Source organism: Microbacterium jepli, from assembly GCF_047237905.1.
GTDB lineage: Bacteria > Actinomycetota > Actinomycetes > Actinomycetales > Microbacteriaceae > Microbacterium.
Window position 1 is genome coordinate 1,314,005 of record NZ_JBDFLW010000005.1, and the last position, 18,715, is coordinate 1,332,719.

Genomic DNA, 18,715 nt, shown 5'->3' on the forward strand with positions numbered 1-18,715 from the left:
GCGCACGCGTGCGATGGGCCGACGGCCTACACGCCGGCGTCGCGCTCCAGGTCGAGCAGGAAGCGCTTCACTTCGGGGTGGCCGCCGTACTCGCCGATGCTGCCGTCCGCGCGCACGACGCGGTGCACGGGAACCACGATGGAGAAAGGGGTGCGCGCACACGCCGTTCCCACGGCCCGGGCCGCCCGCGGAGCGCCCGCCTCCACCGCGACCTCCCCGTAACCGGCGGTCTCGCCGTAGGGGATGCGACACACCGCCTCGAGAGCCTCGCGTGTGAAGCCCTGCACCAACCGCCAGTCGAGGGCGAGGTCGAAGGAGGTGCGGTCGCCCGCGAAGTAGTCGGCGAGCTGCTCCACCGCGTCCTCGCCGGCGGTGTCATCGGGCGCGAGCGGACCCGGGAGGGACTCGGAGAGCCGCTGCAGCTCGTGATCGACCGGTCCGTCGAACGGATGGAGGCTGACCAGCCCCTCGTCGCCGACGACGAGGAGGATGTCGCCCACAGGCGAGGGGGTCACGCGGTACGCGAAGTCGCTCATGAACACATCCTGACCGCCCGCTGTCGCTCAGGCCGTCGCGCCCGCCCGATCGGTGCAGAAGGTCACCGCGTTCGCGGCGGGGGAGGAGGCAGCATCCGTCCCTGTCCCATATCCGCGAGGTGGATGAGGCGTCGACCAGGTGACATCCGTCCCTTCCGTCACAGGAGTAACATCACCCTCACCGACCGGGCCCTTTGCGGCCCCCGATCCCGTGCAATACCGCGAAACTCGCCCCTCATGCAAGGGACGGTCGCGCCTGCCCACGTAGGGTGGCCGATGTGTGGCGAGGAGAGGACAGCATCGCGGCCGGCGAGGAAGACGTCGCGGCCGGCGCATCCGTGACCCCGGATCATCTCGGCCTGTCGGAGCCGGGTGTGACCGTCGTCCACGCGGCCGACTCCGAGCGCGATCGCCTGCGCACCCAGGCCGCCGCCCTCGGCGGTCGCTCCACGCTGCTGCACTTCTCCGATGCCGCCGACGCCGGCATCGAGATCACCAAGGCGCATCCGGGCAGCCTCCCGCAGTTCATCACCGGGCGCTCCACGCTCCTGTCCGGTCTCTTCCGCGACGAGGTCGCGCTGCGCAACGCCCGCCTGGCGGCCGAGCGCATCACGACCAAGAACGTCGAGCTGCGCACCGCGCGCGGCATCGAGCCCGTGCGGCTCGCCGTGGGCCTGGCGTCGTGGCGCATCGGCGAGACGTCTTTCACGGCTCCGGTGCTGCTGCGGCCCCTGGCGATCCGCCGGCACCACGCCGACTTCGAGGTGAAGCTGCACGGCACCTTCACGGTCAACCCCGAGCTCGTACGGGCGCTGCGCACGCACTTCGGCATCACGGTCGACGGCCCGGCGCTGTCCGCCGCCGCGTACGACGGCGGGCTCTTCAAGCCCCAGCCCGTGATAGACCTCCTCCGTTCGCTGACCTCGTCGATCGAGAGCTTCAGCGTCATCCCGCGCCTGGTCGTCTCCACGTTCGCCGACATCGGCTCGGGCATGGAGCGCGACGCGGTGAATCTCGACCACCCGACGCTCAACGCGCTCGCCGGTCACGTCACCGACCGCGAGACGTTCACCGCCCGTCGTCCCGTGACGACCCCGCCCAATCCCGACGAGCGTCCGCCGGCCGCAGACACGCTGCTGCTGGACGCCGACGCGGAGCAGGAGGCGGTGCTCGCCCGCATCGCCGCCGGCCAGTCGATGGTCGTGCACACGCTGCCCGGCACCGGCGGCACCCAGACGGTCATCAACGCCGTCGGCGCCCTGGTGCGCGACGGCAAGCGCGTGCTGGTCGTGAGCGCCCGCCGCTCCACACTCGAAGGCGTGCGGCACCGCCTCGCCGGCATCGGACTGGGCGGTCTCGCCGTCTCGCCGCGTCACCTGCAGCGCGACCTGATCCGCGCGATCGGCCGCAACGAGAAGGCGGAGCAGCCGCGCGTCGCGGACATCGACGACGCGCTGGTGCGCCTGCGGGGCGTGCTGCGCGACTACCGCAGCGCCGTGACCCGCCGCCACGACGGGCTCGGCGTCTCCACGCTCGAGATCCTGCGGGCCCTCACCACGCTGGCGGCCGTCGACCCCGCACCCTCCACGGCGGCGCGGTTCGACGCGCTCACGCTCGAGCGCCTCGCCCCCAACCGGGCGGAGGCGGCGTCGATGCTCGCCTCAGCGGCCCGCCTGGGCGAGTTCCGCTTCGGCCCCGACGACTCGCCGTGGTACGGCGTCTCCTTCGCCACGACCGAGTCGGCACGGGCCGCCCACGCCTTGGCCGCGAAGCTGCACCGGCAGGATGTCCCGGGTCTGCTCGAGCGCGGCTACGAGCTCATCGCGCAGACGCGGATGCGCCCCTTCCGCACCCTCACCGAGCTCGGCGCCTACCTGCAGGTGCTCCGCGGCATCCGCGACTCGCTCGACCGCTTCAGCCCGACCGTGTTCGAGCGCCCGCTCGGTGAGCTCATCCAGGCGCACGGGCCCCGCCGGGAGGCGCCCGAGCTGAGCGGCGCGAACCGGCGTCGGCTCAAGCGACTGTCCCGCGAGTACATCCGCCCTGGCGTGCACGTCCCCGACATGTACGAGGCGCTCCTGCGCGTGCAGCAGCAGCGCACCGAGTGGCAGCGCTACGTCGATGCGGGCGTCATCCCCGAGGTCCCGGTGGGGCTCGCCGACGTGCACGTCGCCTGGCAGCGCGTCGATGCCGACCTCGCGGAGCTCGACGGCATCCTCGGCCGCAAGGTGACCGAGCGCCTCATCGACCTCCCCGTGAAGACGCTCGTGCGCACCCTCGGCGCCCTCGCCGCCGAGTCGGACTTCTTCGACAACCTCGTCGAGCGCGCGACCCTCCGCACGAAGCTCGCGGCCCTCGGGCTCGAGCCGCTGCTCCTCGAGCTCTCGGTGCGTCACGTGCCCGAGAGCCGCGTTCGCGACGAGCTGGAGTTCGCCTGGTGGCAGTCGGCGCTCGAACACCTCCTGCGCACCGACCGCGCCCTGCTCGGCGCCAACACCGCCGTCGTCGACCGCCTCGAGCGCGACTTCCGCCTCGTCGACGAGGCGCACGCCGCGGCATCCGGTCCTCTGCTCGCCTCCGCCCTCGCGACGCAGTGGCGCATCGGCATCGTCGACCACCCCGAGGAGGCGGTCGCCCTCCGCCGAGAGCTGAAGAACGGCGCAGCCGACCCCGCCCGGGTGCTCGCGGCCGCTCCGGCGCTGCTGCGGACGCTCGCTCCGGTGTGGCTGGCTTCTCCCTACGACGTCCCCGCGATCCCCGACGCGCACACCTTCGACGTGGTGGTGATCGCGGATGCTGCGGCCATCTGCCTCGCGGAGGCCGCGCCCGCGCTCCGCCGCGCCGAGCAGGTCGTGCTCTTCGGCGACCCGGTGACGCAGAAGCCGACGCCGTTCCGCGTGGCCTCCAGCATCCCGACCGCGGAGGACGACCTCGACGCGCCGTTCGACGGCGAGTCGGTGTTCGAGCGCCTCGCCGACCTGCTGCCGGTGGCGACGCTCACCCGCAGCTACCGCGCCGGCGGCGAGGACCTCGCCGAGCTCGTGAACGACGCCTTCTACGGCGGCGAGATCGTGTCGCTGCCGTGGGCCGGCTCGTACCTCGGACGCGGAAGCCTGGGCGTCGACTACGTCGAGGGCGGCACCGGCACCCCCGATCCGCTGACCGGTGCGGTCGAGAGTCCCGACGCCGAAGTGCAGCGGGTCGTGACGCTGGTGGTAGAGCACGCGGTGAACCGCGGGGCGGAATCGCTCATGGTCGTCACCGCCAGCCCGCGCCACGCCGAGCGCGTGCGCGCCGCCGTCGCCACCGCCTTCGCGGGCCGCGCCGACGTCGCCGACTTCGTCTCGCGCGACACCGCCGAGCCCTTCGCCGTGCTCAGCCTCGAGGAGTCGGTGGCCGAGAGCCGTGACCGCGTCATCTTCTCTCTGGGCTTCGGCCTGACCAAACACGGCCGCGTGCTCAGCGACTTCGGCGACCTGTCGACCCCCGACGGCGAGCGCCTGCTCACGGTCGGCATGACGCGCGCCCGCCGGTCCATGGTGATCGTGTCGTCGATCCGCCCGTCCGCCTTCGACGACGGCCGGCTGGAGTACGGCGCGGCGACCCTCATGGGCATCCTGGGCAGCATCGCCGCGCGCGGTCGCGAGGCGCGCCTGGAAGACCTCGCCGATCCGCTCACCCTCGCCCTGGCGCGGGAGCTGCGACGGCTCGGCATCTCGGTCGACGTCCACTACCGCGGACTGCTGCCGCTGGTGGCCCAGCACGGCGGCAAGGCGGTCGTCGTGGAGAGCGACCCGGAGACCCTCGGCGACTCGCTGCGGGAGTCGCTCCGCCTCCGTCCGTCGATCCTCCGCCGGCTCGGCTGGCACTACGTGCGGGTGCACGCCTTCGACCTGTATCGTGACCCGGCTGCCGTCGCCGTGCGGATCGCCGCGATGCTGGGCGTCGACTCCCGCGTCGCGACCGCCGACACGGACACCCAGCCGCTCGATGTCGGCGACTGACCGCCAGCGCGTCGAGAAGATCGCCGGCTCGCGGCGCGCTCGTCTGACGCCGGCGCCGGGCACGTCGGCCGAGCCGGTGCCGGGCGACGTCATCGACGACGACACGACCGGGACCGACGGAAACGGCGCCGACCCCCGCGGGGGACGGCGCCGGAGCGGTCCGAACGACGAGCAGCTGCGGCGGGACAAGCCCCCGCACTACTGAGCGGTCAGAGCGTGGGCGGGACGCGCCCGGCGCCGCCGTTCTGGGCCTCGAGCAGGTCGCGGATCTGCACGAGCAGCTCCGTCTCGGTGGGAGCCGGAGGCGTCTCCTGCTCCGCGACGCCGGCGCGGGCGGCCTGGCGGGCCTTCCAGTGGTTCATCGGGAACACGAAGACGAAGTAGACGATCGCGGCGACGGCGACGAAGTTGATGATCGCCGTGACGATGTTGCCGATCGTGAACGTGGCCGTGCTGCCCGACAGCGTCGGCACGGTCCAGACCCAGCCGGACAGGTCGCCGAGCTGGAAGATGACGCCGATGAGCGGCGTGATCAGGCCGTCGACGAGGGCGCCGATGATGGCGGTGAAAGCGGCGCCGATGACCACGGCGACCGCCAGGTCGATGACGTTGCCGCGGAGTATGAACTCCTTGAAGCCCTTGATCATGCGCGCACTCCTCAGTTGGTCGGCGAGAGCCGGTCAGGTGGTGGACGGGGCCGCTGAGGGCTTCGTCTCCGACTTCGATGATGGCGCGGATGCTCCGCCGTCGCCACTCGACGAGGAGGAGGACGACGAGGATCCGCTCGACGAGCCGCCGTCGGTTCCCTTGGCGCCGGCGCGGGAATCGGTGCGGTAGAAGCCCGAGCCGTTGAAGGTCACGCCGATCGAGCCGTACTCCTTGCGGAGCTTGCCGCCGCAGACGGGGCACTCGGTCAGGGTCGGATCGGCGAAGGACTGCACCGCGTCGAAACGGTGGCCGCACTGCGTGCAGGCGTAGGCGTAGGTGGGCATGTGCTCTCTCGGTGGGTCAGCGCCGACGGGGCGCGAGGGAAACGGTGCGGGTCGGGGTGACCACGCCGCTGACGGGCTGATCGTGGATCTCCCTGGGCACCTCGTCGATCAGCTCGGAGTCGTAGATGACGGCGTAGACGGGCGGGCAGCCCTCCATCGAGCCGATGGTCTTGTCGAAGTAGCCCCGGCCCCATCCGAGCCGCATGCCGCGGGTGTCCACCGCGGCGGCCGGGATGATCAGCAGGTCGACGTCGTTGACGGCGATGGGGCCCAGCAGCTCGCCCACCGGCTCGGGGAGCCCGAAGAGCCCCTCGGCGATGTCGCCGTCCGCGGAGGCCACCGTCCAGTCCAGGAGCCCGTCGGAGCGCGTGACCGGCAGGAGGACCCGGATGCCGCGGCTCACCGCGTGCTCGACGAACTCCCGCGTTCCCGGCTCGGTCGTCGCGGAGAGGTAGCAGGAGATGGAGCGGGCGCCCGTCTGCTCGAGCAGGGCATCGAGCTGGGCGCGGATGCCGGAGGCCGCAGCATCCCGCGCCGTCTCGGACAGCAGCTGCCGGCGCTCGCGCAGCTCGGCGCGCAGTGCCCGCTTCTGATGTCCGATGTCGTCCGACATGCGCTCGATTCTACGGTTCGCCGTGGCGTCCGATCACCGAACTGCGGCGTCTTGTCGCGCGTGGCCGTCGGGGTGCGGGCGCGACGGGTCGGTAAGGTTCACTCATGCCGCACAAGCCTTTCAAAGCCGTCATCCCCGCCGCAGGACTCGGCACCCGCTTTCTGCCCGCCACGAAGGCCATGCCGAAGGAGATGCTGCCGGTCGTCGACAAGCCGGCCATCCAGTACGTGGTGGAGGAGGCGACCCACGCCGGGATCGACGACATCCTCATCATCATCGGGCGCAACAAGAACAACCTGTCGAACCACTTCGACTCCGTGCCCGAGCTCGAGGACTCCCTGACCCGCAAGGGCGATCACGACAAGCTGGCCAAGGTGCAGCACTCGAGCGACCTCGCCGACATCCACTTCGTCCGTCAGGGCGAGCCCAAGGGCCTGGGCCACGCGGTCTTCCGCGCGAAGGCGCACGTCGGCGACTCGCCGTTCGCCGTCCTCCTCGGCGACGACCTGATCGACGAGCGCGACCCGCTGCTGGAGACGATGCTCGCGCTGCACGACCGCACCGGCGCCGCGATCGTCGCGCTGATGGAGGTCGACCCCGACAGCATCCACCTTTACGGCGCCGCGGCGATCGAGGAGACCGGCGACGAGGGCACCGTGAAGATCACCGGCCTCGTCGAGAAGCCGAAGGCCGCCGACGCGCCGTCAAACTACGCGGTCATCGGACGCTACGTCTTCGCGCCGAGCGTGTTCGACATCCTCGAGCGCACCGAGCCCGGCAAGGGCGGCGAGATCCAGCTGACCGATGCCCTGCAGGAGCTCGCGGCCGACCCCGACGGCCCCGGCGTTTACGGCGTCGTCTTCGGTGGCCGCCGCTACGACACCGGCGATAAGCTGGATTACATCAAGGCCATCGTGCAGCTGGCCGCGGATCGCGACGATCTCGGCCCCGTGCTGCGCCCCTGGTTCAAGGAGTTCGCGGCGACACTGTGACCCTCCGGGTCGCGCCGCTCGATGAGGGGGTGCCCATGGACATCACCGCTCCACAGCGGCACGGGCCGATCGGCATCCGACTGGTGCGCCAGCGCGACGCCAAGCCGCTGCAGCACGAGCTCCTGAGCAACCGGGAGTGGCTGCGGCCGTGGGAGGCGACGAGCCCCGACGGCCCGGTGTCGTTCGACATGCGCATCGGCGTGCGACGCCTGCTGCAGCAGTATCGCGACGGCTCCGGCGTGCCCTTCGTCATGGAGTACGACGGCGAGATCGCCGGGCAGCTGAACGTCTGGGGCATCGCGCGGGGGTCCCTCGCCTCGGCGACCATCGGCTACTGGGTGAGCCGCCGCTTCGCCGGCCGCTCGATCACCCCGACCGCCGTCGCGATGGCCACTGACATCTCGTTCCGCGAACTGCGGCTGCACCGTATGGAGATCTGCATCCGGCCCGAGAACGCGGCGAGCCTGCGCGTGGTGCAGAAGCTCGGCTTCCGCTACGAAGGGCTTCGCCGGCGCTACATCCACATCGACGGCGACTGGCGCGACCACTACGCCTTCGCGCTCGTGCGCGAGGAGGTGCCCGAGGGCGTGCTGGAGCGCTGGACGCAGGGCCGGGCGCCGCAGGATGCCGCGTCGATCCCTCCCGCGGACCGTCTGCACGCCTGAGCGCCTCTCCGTCGGGCGTCGACCCTCGGAGGTCGGCGGCGGGCTTAGCCTGACCTCATGCAGACAGGCCTCCACTTCTGGAACTACTCCGTCCCCGGCGCTCCCGCCGCGCTTCCGACCGTCATCGCCGAGACGGCCCGCGTCGCCGAGGCCGGCGGCTTCGACCAGTTCACCGTCATGGACCACTGGTTCCAGATGGAGGCGATGGCCCCGGCATCCGAGCCCATGCTCGAGGCGTACACGACGCTCGGGTTCGTCGCCGCGCAGACGAGCCGCATGCGCCTCGGCCCGCTCGTCGTCGGCGTCACCTACCGCCACCCCGGTCTTCTCGTGAAGACGGCGACCACGCTGGACGTGCTCAGCGGCGGTCGGTCGATGCTGGGCATCGGCGCGGCCTGGTACGAGCGGGAGCACCACGGCCTCGGCGTGCCGTACCCCGCCATCTCGGAGCGCTTCGAGCGGCTCGAGGAGACCCTGCAGATCGCGGGCCAGATGTGGAGCGACGACGACGGGCCGTTCGAGGGCACGCACTACCGGCTCGCCGAGACGCTCGGACAGCCGAAGCCGGTCTCGGCCCCGCACCCGCCGATCATGATCGGCGGCAAGGGCGAGCGCAAGACGCTGCGCCTGGCCGCGCAGTACGCGCAGATCGTGAATCTGACCACCTCCGATCCTGACGAGGTGGCCCACCTGCTCGACGTCCTGCGCGGCCACTGCGACCGCCTGGGCACCGACTACGACGCGATCGAGAAGACCGTCATCGCCGGCGCGTCCGACCCGTTCGCCCCGTCGTTCACCGGCCAGATGTCGCGCCTGGCCGACCTCGGGGTGACGATGGTCGTGCTCGGGGTGCGTCCGCCCGACCCGCTCGGGTGGACCACGCGCCTCGTGGACGAGGTCGTGCCCGCGCTCGCGGCCCTCTGAGCCGCTCGGGCCGTAGGATCCGGCGGCGACACACGCCCCGGGTTCCCCGGCCGGACGCGGGTCGTCGCCTACCGTGGAGCGCATGGGCGGACCGGTGCTGGGTGGGGGAGTGATCGTCCTCGTGGCCGTGCTCCTGTGGATGGTCTATCTGCTGCCGACCTGGGCGGAGCGTCGGCGCTACGACGCCGCCGAGCGCAACGCCGTCCGCCTCAACCAGGCGCTGCGCGTGCTCGCGGAGACGAGCGAGACGCCCGAGGTCGTCCGCGTCGAGCTGACCGCGCGCACCGCACTGGCCCAGCAGAAGCTCGCCAAGCGCGCTCTCGCCGAGCGTGAGCAGGCCGCTCTCGAGGAGGCGCGCACCGATCTCGACCGCGCCCGCGAGGAGCGCGTGCTCGCCCAGGAGACCGCGCGCGTCGAGGCGAAGGCCGCCAAGCGCGAGGCGCGGCAGGCGGCGGCTGCGATCCGCCGCTCCGACCGTGCCGCGGTCATGGCCGCACGCCGCGCGGGAGCAGACCTCCGCCGTGCGCGGGCGCGCCGCCGCGTGCGACAGGTGGCGTCGCTCGGCACGCTGGCCGGTATCGCCGTCTTCGCGACCGGCGTGTGGCAGATCGCGGCGACCGGGTCCTCGGTCCTCGTCTGGGGCGGTCTCGCGCTGGCCGTCGTCTCGGTCATGACGCTGCGTCGCCTGGCCACGGTCGCGGCCACCGCGCAGCGGGTCGTGCCCGTCGCCGTCCCGGTCGCACCGGCCGCGGATCTGCAGGATGTCGCCCTCGGAGAGCCCGTCCGCCAGTGGGCGCCCCGCGAGTTGCCCCGTCCGCTCACCGCCTCGGCGGGTTCCCGCGCCGCCGCCGTCCTCGACGCCGCGGCCGCCCGCGAGGAGCTGCGTCAAGCGGCCCTGGAGCAGACGCTGCGAGACCGGGCCGAGGCTCAGCGTCCGCCGTCGATCGACACCGCGCGCACGGCCCGGGCCGCGGCATCCGCATCGTCCGAGCGCCCGCTGGCCGCACACGACGACGCCTCCATCGAGGAGCACGTGCGCCGTCTCCTCGAGCGCCGCGCCGTCGGCGCCTGACCCCCGCCGACGCTCAGCGACGGTCGACCGTCGTGATAACGTAGACGGGTTGTCCGGGCCTGTGGCGCAGTTGGTAGCGCGCTTCGTTCGCAATGAAGAGGTCAGGGGTTCGAATCCCCTCAGGTCCACCGGAAAGGCCCCCGCTGAGCGGGGGCCTTCGTCGTTCCCGGGCAGAATGGCGAGATGGCGCGCGCACACCTCACGGGTCTCCGTGTGCCGGCCGCGCGTCGCCGCATCGCGGCCGCCGTCGCTCTGGCCGCGGTGATCGCGGCGGGACTCACGGTGCACGCCTTCAGTGCCGACACCGCCCTTTCAGACATCACGGGCGACGCCCTGTACGCCGTGGCGGCCTTCGCCGCCGGGGTGCTCGTCGCGCCGCGCGCGGCCACGCTCCTCGTCGGCGGGGTGGCGGCGGCGTGGTGCGTGGGCGTCGAGCTCCTGCAGCTGACCGAGGTGCCGCTGACGCTGGCGGCGTGGTTCCGGCCCATCGCGCTCGTGCTGGGCACCGGCTTCGACGTGCGCGACCTCGTCGTCTACGTCGCCGCGATCGCCGTGGCCGCCGCCCTCGACGCGGCCGTGCGCGCGTGGACCGCCGCGCGGGCTGACTGACGGCGTCAGACCGCGGCGGTCTCCCGCGCGCGGAGGTCCTTGCGGAGGATCTTGCCCGCGGTGGACTTCGGGATCGCGTCGATGAACTCCACGCGCCGCACTTTCTTGTGCGGCGCGACGTTCTCGGCGACGAACGCGATGACCTCGTCCTCCGTCAGGCCCGAGTCGGGCGCGGCGACGACGAACGCCTTGGGGATCTCCTGCTTCTCCTCGTCGTTCACGCCGATGACCGCGGCATCCATCACCTTCGGGTGGGAGAGAAGGAGCGCCTCCAGCTCCGCGGGCGCGATCTGGTAGCCGTGGTACTTGATGAGCTCCTTGACGCGGTCGACGATCGAGAAGTAGCCGTCGCGGTGATAGACGCCGACGTCGCCGGTGTGGAGGAAGCCGTCGGCGTCGAGCGTCTCCGCCGTCGCGTCGGGACGGTTCAGGTAGCCGATCATGACGTTCGGACCCTTGACCCAGATCTCACCGGGCGCGGTCTGCCCGTCGGGCCCGATCTCGGTGATCTCCTCGCCGGTCTCGGTGTCGACGAGCTTGCACTCCTCGTTCGGCAGGAGGACGCCCACCGAGCTGACCGGGATGTCGTCGCGCGTGTACGGGTTCGCGTGCGAGACGGGGCTCAGCTCGCTCATGCCGTATCCCTGCTTCACCACCGCGTGCAGGCGGTCTCCGGCGGCCTTCGCCGTCTCGCCGTCGAGCGGGGCGGCGCCGGAGAAGATCGTGCGGACGCTCGAGATGTCGAAGCTGTCGACGATCGGATGCTTCGCCAGGGCGACCGCGATCGGCGGGGCGATGAACAGGTAGGTGCACTCGTGCGTCTGGATGTGGGTGAGGAAGTCCTTGAGGTCGAACCGCGGCATCGTCACCAGGGTGGCACGCTGGCGCAGCGCCAGATTGAGGAGCACGGTCATGCCGTAGATGTGGAAGAACGGCAGCACGGCGAGCACCCGGTCGCTCGCCTTCAGGTCGATGTTCGAGCGGCACTGCTGCACGTTGGCGATCAGATTGCGGTGACTCAGCATGACCCCCTTGGGGTTGCCGGTCGTGCCGCTCGAGTAGGGGAGGACGGCGATGTGGGTCGCCGGGTCGAAGCTCACGTCGGGGGCGGGGGACTGCTCGACGAGCAGCTCGCGCAGATTCGGGTTGCCGCGCTCCTCGGCCGATCCCGGTCCGTCCAGCACGATGAGCCGCTCGGGAGGGATGCCGACGGCCTCGGCCGCGGCCTGGGCGCCGGCGAGCAGAGGCGTCACGGTCACGAGCCAGGTGGCCCCGGCATCCCGCAGCTGCTTCTCGATCTCACCGGCCGTGTACAGCGAGTTGATCGTCGTGACGGTCGCGCCGGCGCGCAGCGCACCGTGGAACACGGTCGCGAAGGCGGGGACGTTGGGGCAGAGGAGGCCCAGGACGGTGGACGTGTCGACGTTTCGGGCCGCGAGAGCGCCGGCGAAGGCGTCCACCTGCGCCCGCAGCGTGCCGTACGTCGTCTCCGCACCGGTCGCCGGATCGATCAGCGCGATGCGCTCGAGCTCCTCGTCCTGGAGGGATCCGAGGAGGAACTCGTAGATGCTCAGATCAGGGACCTCGACATCGGGGAACGGGCTGGTGAACATGCGGTCTCCTTCGACGCGCGAGCACGGATGACTTCATCCTGCCATCCGTGCAACCGAGTGTCACCGTCCGTGGGAGGGAGTCCCGTGTGCATCTCCCGTGCCCCAGGAGGGGGCGTCGGCCGCCGGGGGCTCGCGGCCCCGGCGGCGCGGCTCAGACCAGCGCGGGGACGGCGCGGCCGGTCAGACGCTCGGCGGCGAGGCCCTCGGCTGCGGCCAGCGGGGTGACGCCGCGGCGCTCTGCCTCGTCGAACACGCGCCGGATCGTGTCGCCGATGCCCGCGACGCGCTGCATGATCTCCGCGCGCGAGCCCAGCTTCTTCGCCTCGAGGTCGAGGTAGATGACGCCGCCCGCGTTCACGACGAAGTCGGGTGCGTACAGGATGCCGCGCCCGGCCAGCCGGTCGGCGCCCGCGCGCGAGGCGAGCGGGTTATTGGCGGGACCGCAGACGGCGCGCGCGTCGAGGGCGTCGATGACGTCGTCGGTCAGCAGCCCGCCGATGCCGGCCGGAACGAAGACGTCGGCGGGCACGAGGTGCTCCTCGCCCGCCGGTACCCACGTCGCGCCGAGCTCGGCGGCGAGGTCGCGCTTGCCGGGGTTGACGTCGGTGACGGTGAGCACGGCGCCCTCAGCGGCGAGGCGCACCGCGAGGCGGCTGCCGACCTGTCCCAGCCCCGACACGGTGATGCGGCGCCCCTCCACCGACGCGGTGCCCGTGACGCGCTCGAGGGTGGCGAGGAGCGAGGCGTGCACGCCGAGGCTGGTGGGTCCCGCCGGCTCGCCGGAGCCGCCGCCGGCCTCGGGGAGTCCGACGACGTGGTCTGTGCGCTCGCTGACGACGAGCATGTCCTCGGTCGTCGAGCCCACGTCCTCCGCCGTGCGGTACAGGCCGCCGAAGGACTCCACGACGTCGCCGAGGTCGAGGAAGGCCGCGCGGCGGCGCTCCTCGTCGAGCACCGTGCCCTCGGTCAGGCCGATGACCGACTTCCCGCCGCCGGCGTCGAGTCCGGCGGCGGCGTTCTTGAGCGTCATTGCCGCCGACAGCCGGAGCGCGTCACCGAGGGCGTCGCTCCAGTGCGGATACGTCCACAAGCGCGCGCCGCCGAGGGCGGAGCCCAGCACGGAGGAGTGGAGCGCGACGGCGACGAAGAGGCCGCTCCTGCGTCCGGTCACCACCTCCACGCGCTCGTGGGTGAGATCGGGCAGGGGCAGGGTGTGCGTCATCGCGTGTTCCTTCGGCCGGCCTTGTGGGCGCTGCGGGGTGACGCCGCGGATGTGCGGCGACCCACCCATCAGATCACCGGCCGAGGGCGCGATCAACCGTCGCGCACGGCGCGGCGCAAAGTGCTCAGCCTGCCGCCCGCGACGCGAGGTCGCGGGTGGCAGGCTGTGCAGCTCGCGGGCCGGGCGCCCGCATGCGTGCGGCTCTCGGGACGGACGAACGCCCGCGTCGCGCGGCTCGCAGGATCAGGTCGCGCTGCAGAGCACCAGCGTGGAGCTGACGTTCGCGGCGGACTTCCCACCGGTGCCCACATAGCCGGTGGGCAGGGTGGCGACGGCGTTGAGCTGGAACGCGACGGTGATCGACAGGGTCGTGCGGAACGAGATCGTCGCCCCGGCCGGCACGTCCGACGTGAGGGTGATGAGCCGGGAGGTGCCGCTCAGGACGGCGACGTTCGCCGTGCCGCCGCTCACCGTGAACACGCCGATGTTGGCGACGCCGGAGCCGCTGACGAGCACGGTGGTACCGGCGGGAAGAGGCGTGGTCGGCCCGGCCTGGAGGGTGAACCCGGGGCCGAGGACACCGAGGGTGCCGCAGGAGCCGCGCAGGGCGAAGGCGCCTACGTCGACGGTCGACGCGCTGGCGGCGGGAGCCGCGACGGCCAGGGCGATGGCGGGGGCCGCCCAGGCGGCGCCCTTCACCAGGGTGCGGCGACTGAGGGTCTTCTCAGCGGTGGGCTCGGTCATGTGATCCTCCATGGCTGGCGCAGGTGCGGCGAGTGATCCGCTGCGGTCATCCTCGCGGGACGCCGGTGAGCGGCGTCGGTCCCGTGTCGCTCGGTGCCGCGGTCGTGGCGGAGATCGGACGAGGCCGCCGGCGGTGCACACCGCACGCGACGGACGCGCCCCGGCACGCGACAGCCGGTTGTCGCTCGTAGGGTGGAGCGGTGTCCGCACACCTCCCGTCCCGTAGCCGCCTCGTGCACGATGCGCTGCGCTCCGCGGGCATCCCCGGCGAGATCGTCGTGCTGCCCGATGCCGCCTCGACCGCCGCGCTGGCCGCCGCCGCGCTCGGCGTCGAGGTCGGGGCGATCGCGAACAGTCTCGTCTTCTGGAGCGACGGCGAGCCGCTGCTCGTCATGACCAGCGGCGCGCACCGGGTCGACACCGCCGCCCTGGCCGCCCGGCTCGGACGCGAGCGCATCGCGCGCGCGACCGTCGACCAGGTGCGCGAGGCGACCGGCCAGCCCATCGGCGGCGTCGCCCCGACCGGTCACCCCGCACCGCTCGTCACCGTTGTCGACGAGGCGCTCGCCGCCTTCCCGGAGATCTGGGCGGCCGGCGGCACGCCGCACACGGTGTTCCCGCTGACGTTCGACGAGCTCGTCCGCCTCACCGGCGGCACGGTCCTGCCGGTCGCCTGACCCGCGCGGGCCCGAGACCGCACCGCCGGACAAACGCGATCGCCGCACGGAAACACCGCACCGCCGCGTTTCCGTGCGCACATCGCGTTTATCCGGCGGGGCGGCGAATGTGCGCTGCAGGTCAGGGCGCGGCGACCGCCCGCAGCGCCTGCAGCGCGGTGACGGCGGCCGCCGCCGACCAGGCCTGCGGCCGGCAGGCCGCCGGATACGGCGTCGGCGCGGGGGTCTCCGTCGCGGGATCGCCGGAGTGCAGCTCCGGCACGCGGAAGCCGAACCCCTCGGCCGCGTCGAGCATCCCGCCGACGACAGAGGCCGCGGCATCCGTCAATCCGGCGCGCAGCATGCCGTGCACCGCGATCGCGGTGTCGTGCATCCAGACGCTTCCGCCGTGGTAGGACAGCGGCCAGTACCCCGCGGCGCCCGTCGACATCGTGCGGATGCCGTAGCCGCTCGCCATCGACGGCCCTTGAAGCAGCGTCGCGACGTGCTGCTCGTCGGCCGGATCGAGGATTCCCGTCCCGAGCAGGTGCCCGATGTTGCTCGTCAGGCTGTCGACGGGCCGCTTGTGCCGGTCCAGCGCGATGGCCGGATAGCGCCCCTCGGGCGTCTCGACCCAGAAGGCCTCGGCGAAGCGCGCGCGCAGCGTCGCGGCCCAGGATCGCAGCTCCGTCGGATCGAGCTCCGCGTCCGGTGCGAGCGCCTCGAGCAGGTCGGCACCGGCGAGTACCGCCTCATACGCGTAGGCCTGCACCTCGCACAGCGCGATGGGCCCCTCCGCCAGCGCGCCGTCACGCCACTGGATCGAGTCGCCCGAGTCCTTCCACCCCTGATTGGCGAGGCCGCGCCCGGTGCGGTCGATGTAGTCGAGGAAACCGTCGCCGTCGGTATCGCCCTCCTCGAGGATCCACCGCAGCGCTCCGGTGAGAGCGGGGAGAAGAGCGCGCACGTCGGCCTCGGGCATGCCCGCGCGCCAGGCGTCGGCGAGCAAACAGACCCACAGCGGGGTGGAATCGACGCTGCCGTAGTACTGCGGAGGCAGCACCACGCCCTCACCCGGGATTTCCAGGCTCGTCGCGCGGAGCTCGTGGAGGATCTTGCCCGGCTCCTGTGCGGTCGCGGGATCGTGCACCGCCCCCTGCAGCCGGGCGAGCACCCGCAGAGTGGATGCCGCGATCCCCGCGTCGACGGGGAGCGTGAGCCGCGCCGCCCACAGCGAGTCACGGCCGAACAGGGTGAGGAACCACGGTGCGCCCGCGGCGAAGAAGTCGTCGTCGGGGTGGTCGGGCAGCACGAGGCGCAGGGCGTCGAGGTCGCCGAGCGCCGCCTGCAGCCAGCGCGCGAGCCGGGGGTCGGATGCCGCGGCCGCGACGTCCGCGGCCTCCCACGGGGCCGCGCGGGCCGGGGCCTGCACGACGAGCGCGTCGTCGTCCATCGTGAGGGTGAACCGCACCTCGGTCTCCGACCGGGGTTCCACCCGGACCTCCCACGTCGCAACGAGGTCCTCGCCGTCCGTCGTCACCTCGGCCGCGGGCGCGTGCAGCGTCAGACGCTGGACGTCGGAGACGACGGATGCCGCGGCATCCATCGTCTCGATCTGCACCGGACGCGCCACCGGCAGGCCCGCCTTCACCTCGTGGAGGGAGGCGAAGTCCGGCCGGATGCGCAGCTCGAGCGACGTGCTCACGGCCTCGGCGAGATGCGACGAGATGGTCCAGCTCTCGTCGACGCGGCCGGCGGCGACGAGCCGCTCCCGGCGAAGGCGCACCTTGGGGTCGGGCCAGCGGTCGTCGAGCCCGCGCAGCAGTCCGCCGAACACCACGCGGGAGGGTCCGTCGACGGCGCGCGAGACCCACTCCACGTCAGAGCCGGCGCAGGTCAGGGTCAGCGCCTGCACATGGCGGACGTCGCCGTGGTAGACCCCGTCGATGCCGGCGGCGCCGAGGTCGCCCTCCGCGCCCGACCACACCTGGGTGGGGGCGCGCAGGGCGACGACCGCCGCGTCGAGCAGAGGCTGCAGGGGGACGGTCATTCCTTGACGGCTCCTTCGCTGGCGTTCATGATGCGCCGCTGGAAGATGAAGAACAGCACAGCCACCGGGATGGTCATGATGAGGGCGGCGGCGAGCTTCAGCGGGTACTGCGTCCCCTGGCTGAGCTGACCCGAGGCGAGTCGCGCGACGCCCTTGGTCAGCGTCGTCAGTTCGGGGGACTGGGTCGAGATGATGAAGTGCGACAGCTCGTTCCACGACCCCTGGAACGACAGGATCACGATCGTGATGAGCGCCGGGCGCGCCATCGGCAGGACGACCGACCAGAACAGGCGGAAGGTGCCCGCCCCGTCGATGCGGGCCTGCTCCTCGACCGACACGGGGATCGACTCGAAGAAGTTCTTCATGATGAACACGCCGGCAGCGTCCACCAGCAACGGCAGGATCATGCCCGCGTATGAGTCGTACATGCCGAGCTGGTTGATCACGAGGAACTTCGGGATGAGCAGCACCACGGTGGGGACGGCCATGACCGCCACCACGGCGGCGAAGACGACGCCGCGCCCGCGGAAGTGCAGCCTGGCGAGCGCGTATCCGGCGAGGGACGCGAAGAACACCCGACCCAGGGTCACGAACAGCGTCACGATGGCGGAGTTCGCGAACCAGATCGGGAAATCGCTCCGCAGGAAGAGACGCTCGTACGCCGCCACCGTCCACGTCTGCGGGATCAGCGAGATGGCGTCGGTCGCCGCCTCGGCGTCGGGCTTGAGCGACGTCGAGATCTGCACCAGGAAGGGGTAGATGTAGATAAGAGCGAGCACGACCAGCAGCGCGTAGAGCAGGATCTGCCAGGTCAGCGTGCGCGTGTGCCAGCGCTGCCGTGTCGGCTTCTCCCACTTCTGCGACACCGCTGTGGCGATCTCGGCCTTGGCGAGCGAGGTGCCGGTCATCGTGCAGCCTCCTTCTTCTGCGGGAGCTCGTACTGGCGCGCCCGGCGCCGCGAGACCGGGCGGTCGCGCAGCACCCACCGCTGGAAGATCGTGAGGATCACGATGATCGCGAACAGGATGAAGGCGATCGCGGCGCCCTGGCCCCAGTCCTGGTCGAGGAACGCTGCGGAGTAGGACAGGTAGGCGGGCGTGAGCGTCGTCTTGCCCGGGCCGCCCTGGGTGCCGGTGTAGATCTGGTCGAACACCTGCCAGCAGCCGATCAGGCCCAGCGTGAGCACGGTGAACAGCGTCGGGCGGAGCTGGGGGAGGGTGACCCGCCAGAACCGCTGCCAGGCGTTGGCGCCGTCCATCATCGCCGCCTCGTCGATGTCGCCGCCGAGGTTCTGCAGCGCCGCGATGAACAGCAGCATGAAGGTGCCGCTGGTGGTGAAGACGGCCATGAGGATGAACGCCGACATCGCGACCGAGGGGCCGGACAGCCAGTCCCACCAGGTGAGCCCGAGGAAGCCGCTTCCGGTGAGGGCGGCGGGCCCGTCGGTGACGCCGACCGTGCCGAGGGCTTTGTGGATGATGCCGCTCGGATCGTTGAACCAGTTCGGTCCGGCGATGCCGATGGCTCCGAGAATCTGATTCACCGCGCCGGAGGCGGAGAAGAGGAACAACCACAGCACCGTGATGGCCACGCTGCTGGTCACGGAGGGGAAGTAGAACGCGGTGCGGAACAGGCCGCGGCCGCGCAGCACCGCGCGGTTGACAAGGACCGCGAGGAACAGCGACAGCGCGGTCTGCAGGGGGACCACGAGAAGCACGTACCAGGCGTTGTTGCGCAGCGCGGTGCCGAAGTCGCGGGTGGGCAGGCCGCCGTCGGCGGTGATCGCGGCGTAGTTGTCGAGGCCGACGAAATTGACGTTGCCGGAGAACGGGCTTCCCCGGCCCGACCAGTCGGAGAAGCTCACCCAGAGCGCCATGAGCACCGGCACGAGCAGGAAGATCCCGAGGATCACGAGCACCGGCGCGGTGAAGGCCCAGCCGGCGATGGCCTCGCCGCGCCGGACGCCCCCGGAGGGACGCCCGGCGCGACGGGGCGCCGTAACGGTCGCAGTCATCGCCTCAGG

Annotated in this window: 18 protein-coding genes and 1 tRNA gene; 9 read left to right on the forward strand and 10 right to left on the reverse strand. The window is 72.0% G+C overall.

What is annotated here, in order from left to right:
* Positions 1 to 26 precede the first annotated feature (26 nt).
* Positions 27 to 536, reverse strand: a complete 510-nt coding sequence (locus tag ABC304_RS10405; protein WP_412930538.1) for a methylated-DNA--[protein]-cysteine S-methyltransferase — start codon at positions 534 to 536, stop codon at positions 27 to 29.
* A gap of 269 nt (positions 537 to 805) precedes the next feature.
* Here ABC304_RS10405 and ABC304_RS10410 point away from each other — a divergent pair, with 269 nt between their 5' ends.
* Both ABC304_RS10410 and ABC304_RS10415 read left to right on the forward strand, forming a co-directional pair.
* Positions 806 to 4,540 carry an AAA family ATPase gene (locus ABC304_RS10410; RefSeq protein ID WP_412930539.1) on the forward strand — a complete coding sequence of 1,245 codons (3,735 nt, stop codon included), beginning with the start codon at positions 806 to 808 and terminating at the stop codon, positions 4,538 to 4,540.
* Positions 4,527 to 4,745, forward strand: coding sequence for a hypothetical protein (locus tag ABC304_RS10415; RefSeq protein WP_412930540.1), 219 nt, complete (start codon positions 4,527 to 4,529; stop codon positions 4,743 to 4,745). The genes ABC304_RS10410 and ABC304_RS10415 overlap by 14 nt, the downstream gene beginning before the upstream one ends.
* Positions 4,746 to 4,749: 4 nt before the next feature.
* Here the strand turns inward: ABC304_RS10415 and mscL are convergent, their stop codons facing one another.
* From mscL to ABC304_RS10430, 3 genes are read right to left on the reverse strand one after another with little or no spacing between them, the layout of a single operon-like run.
* Entirely contained in the window at positions 4,750 to 5,187 is a 438-nt protein-coding gene (gene mscL / locus ABC304_RS10420; RefSeq protein WP_412930541.1) for a large conductance mechanosensitive channel protein MscL, read from the reverse strand.
* Positions 5,188 to 5,220: 33 nt separating this feature from the next.
* Entirely contained in the window at positions 5,221 to 5,532 is a 312-nt protein-coding gene (locus tag ABC304_RS10425) for an FmdB family zinc ribbon protein (RefSeq protein WP_412930542.1), read from the reverse strand.
* 16 nt (positions 5,533 to 5,548) lie between these two features.
* Positions 5,549 to 6,145 (reverse strand): 5-formyltetrahydrofolate cyclo-ligase, encoded by a 597-nt coding sequence (locus ABC304_RS10430; RefSeq protein ID WP_412930543.1) that lies wholly within the window; start codon positions 6,143 to 6,145, stop codon positions 5,549 to 5,551.
* Positions 6,146 to 6,249: 104 nt separating this feature from the next.
* On the opposite strand from ABC304_RS10430, the gene galU reads away from it, so the two are divergent.
* From galU to ABC304_RS10460, 6 genes are all read left to right on the forward strand, one after another.
* Positions 6,250 to 7,137 carry a UTP--glucose-1-phosphate uridylyltransferase GalU gene (gene galU / locus ABC304_RS10435; protein WP_412930544.1) on the forward strand — a complete coding sequence of 296 codons (888 nt, stop codon included), beginning with the start codon at positions 6,250 to 6,252 and terminating at the stop codon, positions 7,135 to 7,137.
* Between the two features lie 35 nt (positions 7,138 to 7,172).
* A complete protein-coding gene (locus tag ABC304_RS10440) occupies positions 7,173 to 7,802 on the forward strand; it encodes a GNAT family N-acetyltransferase (RefSeq protein ID WP_412930545.1) in 630 nt (209 codons plus the stop codon).
* A gap of 57 nt (positions 7,803 to 7,859) precedes the next feature.
* Complete coding sequence (locus ABC304_RS10445; protein WP_412930546.1) at positions 7,860 to 8,726, forward strand: LLM class F420-dependent oxidoreductase; 867 nt, start codon at positions 7,860 to 7,862, stop codon at positions 8,724 to 8,726.
* A gap of 82 nt (positions 8,727 to 8,808) precedes the next feature.
* The gene (locus ABC304_RS10450) at positions 8,809 to 9,798 is read left to right on the forward strand and encodes a large exoprotein (RefSeq protein WP_412930547.1); all 990 of its coding nucleotides are present in this window, start codon (positions 8,809 to 8,811) and stop codon (positions 9,796 to 9,798) included.
* 55 nt (positions 9,799 to 9,853) lie between these two features.
* Positions 9,854 to 9,926 (forward strand) — tRNA-Ala (locus tag ABC304_RS10455).
* Positions 9,927 to 9,981: 55 nt separating this feature from the next.
* Entirely contained in the window at positions 9,982 to 10,407 is a 426-nt protein-coding gene (locus tag ABC304_RS10460; protein WP_412930548.1) for a DUF2809 domain-containing protein, read from the forward strand.
* 5 nt (positions 10,408 to 10,412) lie between these two features.
* Here the strand turns inward: ABC304_RS10460 and ABC304_RS10465 are convergent, their stop codons facing one another.
* From ABC304_RS10465 to ABC304_RS10475, 3 genes are all read right to left on the reverse strand, one after another.
* Positions 10,413 to 12,020, reverse strand: a complete 1,608-nt coding sequence (locus tag ABC304_RS10465) for an AMP-binding protein (protein WP_412930549.1) — start codon at positions 12,018 to 12,020, stop codon at positions 10,413 to 10,415.
* A 151-nt stretch (positions 12,021 to 12,171) separates the two neighbouring features.
* Positions 12,172 to 13,242: a Glu/Leu/Phe/Val dehydrogenase family protein gene (locus ABC304_RS10470; protein ID WP_412930550.1), complete on the reverse strand. Its 1,071-nt coding sequence runs from the start codon at positions 13,240 to 13,242 to the stop codon at positions 12,172 to 12,174.
* Between the two features lie 243 nt (positions 13,243 to 13,485).
* Complete coding sequence (locus ABC304_RS10475; protein ID WP_412930551.1) at positions 13,486 to 13,986, reverse strand: hypothetical protein; 501 nt, start codon at positions 13,984 to 13,986, stop codon at positions 13,486 to 13,488.
* A gap of 200 nt (positions 13,987 to 14,186) precedes the next feature.
* Here ABC304_RS10475 and ABC304_RS10480 point away from each other — a divergent pair, with 200 nt between their 5' ends.
* Entirely contained in the window at positions 14,187 to 14,663 is a 477-nt protein-coding gene (locus ABC304_RS10480; RefSeq protein WP_412930552.1) for a YbaK/EbsC family protein, read from the forward strand.
* A gap of 121 nt (positions 14,664 to 14,784) precedes the next feature.
* On the opposite strand, the gene ABC304_RS10485 is transcribed toward ABC304_RS10480, so the two are convergent.
* The 3 genes from ABC304_RS10485 to ABC304_RS10495 are packed head-to-tail and all read right to left on the reverse strand — an operon-like array spanning position 14,785 to position 18,706.
* Positions 14,785 to 16,692 (reverse strand): glycogen debranching N-terminal domain-containing protein, encoded by a 1,908-nt coding sequence (locus ABC304_RS10485; protein ID WP_412930553.1) that lies wholly within the window; start codon positions 16,690 to 16,692, stop codon positions 14,785 to 14,787.
* Positions 16,689 to 17,600 carry a carbohydrate ABC transporter permease gene (locus ABC304_RS10490; protein WP_412930554.1) on the reverse strand — a complete coding sequence of 304 codons (912 nt, stop codon included), beginning with the start codon at positions 17,598 to 17,600 and terminating at the stop codon, positions 16,689 to 16,691. The genes ABC304_RS10485 and ABC304_RS10490 overlap by 4 nt, the downstream gene beginning before the upstream one ends.
* Positions 17,597 to 18,706 (reverse strand): carbohydrate ABC transporter permease, encoded by a 1,110-nt coding sequence (locus tag ABC304_RS10495; protein ID WP_412930555.1) that lies wholly within the window; start codon positions 18,704 to 18,706, stop codon positions 17,597 to 17,599. Before ABC304_RS10495 ends, ABC304_RS10490 begins: the two co-directional genes overlap by 4 nt.
* Between the last annotated feature and the right edge of the window lie 9 nt (positions 18,707 to 18,715).

Bases quoted from the DNA above. Each gene is read 5' to 3' on its own strand.
- ABC304_RS10405 (WP_412930538.1), bottom strand. From the start codon at position 536: ATGAGCGACTTCGCGTACCGCGTGACCCCCTCGCCTGTGGGCGACATC.
- ABC304_RS10415 (WP_412930540.1), top strand. From the start codon at position 4,527: ATGTCGGCGACTGACCGCCAGCGCGTCGAGAAGATCGCCGGCTCGCGG.
- mscL (WP_412930541.1), bottom strand. From the start codon at position 5,187: ATGATCAAGGGCTTCAAGGAGTTCATACTCCGCGGCAACGTCATCGAC.
- ABC304_RS10425 (WP_412930542.1), bottom strand. From the start codon at position 5,532: ATGCCCACCTACGCCTACGCCTGCACGCAGTGCGGCCACCGTTTCGAC.
- ABC304_RS10430 (WP_412930543.1), bottom strand. From the start codon at position 6,145: ATGTCGGACGACATCGGACATCAGAAGCGGGCACTGCGCGCCGAGCTG.
- galU (WP_412930544.1), top strand. From the start codon at position 6,250: ATGCCGCACAAGCCTTTCAAAGCCGTCATCCCCGCCGCAGGACTCGGC.
- ABC304_RS10440 (WP_412930545.1), top strand. From the start codon at position 7,173: ATGGACATCACCGCTCCACAGCGGCACGGGCCGATCGGCATCCGACTG.
- ABC304_RS10445 (WP_412930546.1), top strand. From the start codon at position 7,860: ATGCAGACAGGCCTCCACTTCTGGAACTACTCCGTCCCCGGCGCTCCC.
- ABC304_RS10450 (WP_412930547.1), top strand. From the start codon at position 8,809: ATGGGCGGACCGGTGCTGGGTGGGGGAGTGATCGTCCTCGTGGCCGTG.
- ABC304_RS10460 (WP_412930548.1), top strand. From the start codon at position 9,982: ATGGCGCGCGCACACCTCACGGGTCTCCGTGTGCCGGCCGCGCGTCGC.
- ABC304_RS10465 (WP_412930549.1), bottom strand. From the start codon at position 12,020: ATGTTCACCAGCCCGTTCCCCGATGTCGAGGTCCCTGATCTGAGCATC.
- ABC304_RS10470 (WP_412930550.1), bottom strand. From the start codon at position 13,242: ATGACGCACACCCTGCCCCTGCCCGATCTCACCCACGAGCGCGTGGAG.
- ABC304_RS10475 (WP_412930551.1), bottom strand. From the start codon at position 13,986: ATGACCGAGCCCACCGCTGAGAAGACCCTCAGTCGCCGCACCCTGGTG.
- ABC304_RS10485 (WP_412930553.1), bottom strand. From the start codon at position 16,692: ATGACCGTCCCCCTGCAGCCTCTGCTCGACGCGGCGGTCGTCGCCCTG.
- ABC304_RS10490 (WP_412930554.1), bottom strand. From the start codon at position 17,600: ATGACCGGCACCTCGCTCGCCAAGGCCGAGATCGCCACAGCGGTGTCG.
- ABC304_RS10495 (WP_412930555.1), bottom strand. From the start codon at position 18,706: ATGACTGCGACCGTTACGGCGCCCCGTCGCGCCGGGCGTCCCTCCGGG.